Annotated in this window: 3 protein-coding genes; all 3 read left to right on the forward strand. The window is 73.6% G+C overall.

Annotation, left to right across the window (positions count from 1 at the left end):
* Positions 1 to 346 precede the first annotated feature (346 nt).
* Complete coding sequence (locus tag ACFWGJ_RS42735; RefSeq protein ID WP_384805852.1) at positions 347 to 865, forward strand: DUF2617 family protein; 519 nt, start codon at positions 347 to 349, stop codon at positions 863 to 865.
* A gap of 153 nt (positions 866 to 1,018) precedes the next feature.
* Positions 1,019 to 2,632, forward strand: a complete 1,614-nt coding sequence (locus ACFWGJ_RS42740) for a polyamine aminopropyltransferase (protein ID WP_387334363.1) — start codon at positions 1,019 to 1,021, stop codon at positions 2,630 to 2,632.
* 89 nt (positions 2,633 to 2,721) lie between these two features.
* On the forward strand, positions 2,722 to 3,486 hold the full coding sequence (locus ACFWGJ_RS42745; RefSeq protein ID WP_387334364.1) for an SRPBCC family protein: 765 nt from the start codon (positions 2,722 to 2,724) through the stop codon (positions 3,484 to 3,486).
* Positions 3,487 to 3,655 lie beyond the last annotated feature (169 nt).

A 3,655-nucleotide genomic window follows, 5' to 3' on the forward strand; every position in this document is an offset into this window, starting at 1 on the left:
GGGTGGCGGCCCGGCCTCCGCGCGACCGCGTCCGGTCGTATGAGCGCCCTTCGGGAGACATCTCCCGGAGGGCGCTTCGTCGTTGTGGGGGCGTGAAGCATTTTGCGAGCCCCCCAGGGGCGCACTTTCTTGTTGAACAGTTGAGCTGTGGAGCCCTCGGGGGGATGGAAACCCTACGAAGTTGGGTAAAAACGCTGTGGCGGACGCGCCGTTCATGATTCCCTCGTATCGCCGACGCAGACCCCGGAACAACCTTCTGACCTGGCCGACCGGGCCCGGATCACCGCCCGGCGCCGACCGGGGTGCGACGGACCGATCCCACTCTTGCGTGCAGCGGAGCCGACCCATGCTCACGACCCTCAACACCGCCTACACCGACACGCGCGCGGCCGACCTCGCCTGGGCCCTCGGACGCGAACCGCTGCCCGCGCTCGCCACCCTCGACATCGAACTCGCCGACGCGAAACTGCAGTTGAGACTGCTGGGCGCGTCCCACCAGGTGCTCCTCGAACAGGAGCGGGGCACGTGTTCGGAGACCGTCGCCTGTATCGCGGGCAGCAGTTCGCCGCTGCCGCTCGGCGTCGCCAAACGGGCGGGCGACTGGGAGTACGAGTTCGCCGCGCGCGTGGAGACACTGTCGCGCGGTTCCTTCGCCGGCCGGGCCCAGGAACTGCTCGCCCTCGTCGCCGACCACCCGAACGGTCTCGCGGGAGTCTTCCCCGGCAGCCCGCACGCGTTCACCGCGATGCTCGCGCAGCGCCACGAGGGCCAGGTGCACTGGCGCACCTGGCACGCGTACCCCCAGGAGGGCCAACTGGTCGCCACCCGCACGAAGGTGGGCGTACGGGTGCCCGCACCCCTCTAGGGCGGGACCTGGGCAGGTCCCGGGCGGCTCATGGGCAGGTCCTGGGCGGCTCCCGGGAGGGGGCCCCGAAACCGTCAAAGTATGCGCGGGCGGCGGTATTTACACACGTGTGGGTGACAGGGCGCAGTGAAACCGTGACGTAGCGTTCCCTGGGTGATCGAGCCGCAAGCGCCCGCCCCGCCCGGTACGGCCCCGCCGCCCCGCCGCGGCGCGGGCCAGGCGCGTCTGCCGGTCAGACCCGCCACCGGCCGGTTCCTCGTCCTCGCCGGTGTGTTCGTCTGCGCGGCCTGCGGACTCGTGTACGAGCTGGAACTGGTCGCCCTCGCCTCGTACTTGATCGGCGACTCCATCACCCAGGCCTCCGTCGTCCTGTCCGTCATGGTCTTCGCGATGGGCATCGGCTCGCTCCTCGCCAAACGACTGCGCTGCCGCGCCGCGGCCGGCTTCGGCGCCGTGGAGGCCCTGCTCGCCCTAGTCGGCGGCTGCAGCGCGATGGCCCTGTACGCCGTCTTCGCCTGGACCGGGGACTGGGGCGGCGCCTGGACGAACGGCTCCAGCTACCTCCTCGTCGCCTTCTCCCTCGCCATCGGCCTGCTCATCGGCGCCGAGGTGCCCCTGCTGATGGAGCTCATCCAGCGCGTGCGCAGACAGGACGCGGGCGGCGCCGTCGCCGACCTGTTCGCCGCGGACTACGTGGGCGCGCTGGCCGGCGGGCTCGCGTTCCCGTTCCTGCTGCTGCCCCTGCTCGGCCAGTTGACCGCGACGCTGATCACCGGGACGGTCAACGCGATCGCCGGCGCCGCGCTCGTCCTCGGCCTGTTCCGGCAGGACCTCACCCGGCGCGGACGCTGGCTGCTGGTCGTCGCCAACCTCCTCGTCCTCGCGCTGCTCGCCTCCGCCGCCGTCCTCGTCGACGACTTCGAGCGGTCCGCGCGGCACGCGATGTACGGCAGGGACGTCCGGGTGGCGATGCACACCGACGTCCAGGACGTCGTCCTCACCGGCGGCACCGACGGCAGCGGGCTCGACCTCTACCTCGACGGCCGGCTGCGGGTCAGCGGCAGCGACGAGCGCCGCTACCACGAGGCCCTCGTGCACCCCGCGATGAACGGCCCGCACGCGCGCGTGCTCGTCCTCGGCGGCGGCGACGGGCTCGCCGTGCGCGAGGTGCTGCGGCACCGGGGCGTACGGCGGGTCGACGTCGTCGAACTCGACACGGAGTTCGTTGAGTTGGCGCGCACCGACCCGGCGCTGTCCGCGCTCAACGGCCACGCGTACGGGGATCCGCGGGTGCGGGTCGTGGCGGCGGACGCGTTCGGCTGGCTGCGGCAGGCGCCGCGGGACGCGTACGACGTGGTCGTGTCCGATCTGCCCGACCCCGAGAACACGTCCAGTACGAAGCTGTACTCGCAGGAGTTCTACGGGCTGGCCCGCGAGGTGCTCGGCGCCGGCGGGCGGCTCGTCGTGCACGCCGGACCCGTGGCGGCACGGCCGCACGCCTTCTGGACCGTGGACGCGACGGTACGGGCGGCGGGGCTGCGGACCGTGCCGTACTCGGTCGGCGGCCGTGACTCCGAGGCGACGGACGGATCGCGGATCCCGCACGACTGGGGGTACGTGCTCGCGTCCCGCGCCCGGCCGCGGCTGGGGACGGCGGCGGGGGCGCCCGGCGTGCCCTCCCTCCAGGCCGGCGTCCGGGCGGCGGCGCGCACCCGGCTCGGAGGACTGCCGCCCTCCACGCTGGTGCACCCGAGATACGCCGACTGAGTCGGCGTACGCGTCCGTCCGCGGCGGATACGGGGGAATCGGCGCATGTACGGGTGCGGTGCGGGCGGTGCTGGGTAGGCTCGGCCGACATGGAGCATGAGGTGTTCGTTCCGGTTCCCGTAGAGCGTCTGCGCGAGGCTCTCGCCGATCCCGCGCGGGTCGCGCGGGCGCTGCCCGGTCTCCAGCAGGACGCGGGGACGGCGCCCGTCTCCGGCCGCCTGAAGGTACGGATCGGCGGGCACTCCATCACGTACCGGGGGACGCTCGGCGTCTCCGCGCGCGACGACGGCTCGTACGCGGTCGAGGCCGACGCCACCGAGGCGCGGGGGTCGGGGACGGTGAAGCTCGCGCTCACCCTGACCGTCCTGCCGGCCGAGGAGGGCTCGACGCTCACCTTCACCGGTACGGTCTCGGCCGACGGGCGTATCGCCGACCTGCCGGCGGACGAGGTGGCGTCGGCGACTACCCGGCTGCTGAACCGGTTCGCGGAGCACTTGGCGCCGGAGCCGGAGCCTGAGCCTGAGGAGACGTCCGTCGAGCCCGAGCCGGTGTTGCCGGTGTCGGATCCCCCCACCTCGCATGTGCCTTTCGCGGAGGGCGACTTCGTGGGCGGCTTCGAGGACGACGGGACCCTGCCGCCGGGGGCGCCGGCCGAGGCGGCGCACGCGCGGCGCACGATGATCGGCCGCAGCGCGGAGGAGGTCGACCATGCGCCGCCGCGCGGTCGGTACGCGCCCGTGCCGGCGCCCGAGTCCGCGGGCGGTGGCGCGGTCCTGCGCTGGGCCGCGCCCGCGGCGGCGCTCGCGCTGGCCTCGGCGATCGTGGTGGGCCGGGCCCTCCGCAAACGCCACTGACCGCTGGCCGCGGGCTGCTCGTCTCTTACCTGCGGACCGGTGGGGGTTGCCCGCGCAGTTCCCCGCGCCCCTTACGGGGCTCGGCCTGCAGCCGTCGGACGGCAGGTGCCCCCGAAGGGGCGCGGGGAACTGCGCGGCAACCCCCACCGGCCCGCAGCCAAAGAACACA

The organism is Streptomyces sp. NPDC060205, assembly GCF_042728395.1.
GTDB lineage: Bacteria > Actinomycetota > Actinomycetes > Streptomycetales > Streptomycetaceae > Streptomyces.

Coding starts and splice junctions, on each gene's coding strand:
- ACFWGJ_RS42735 (WP_384805852.1), top strand. CDS start 347: ATGCTCACGACCCTCAACACCGCCTACACCGACACGCGCGCGGCCGAC.
- ACFWGJ_RS42745 (WP_387334364.1), top strand. CDS start 2,722: ATGGAGCATGAGGTGTTCGTTCCGGTTCCCGTAGAGCGTCTGCGCGAG.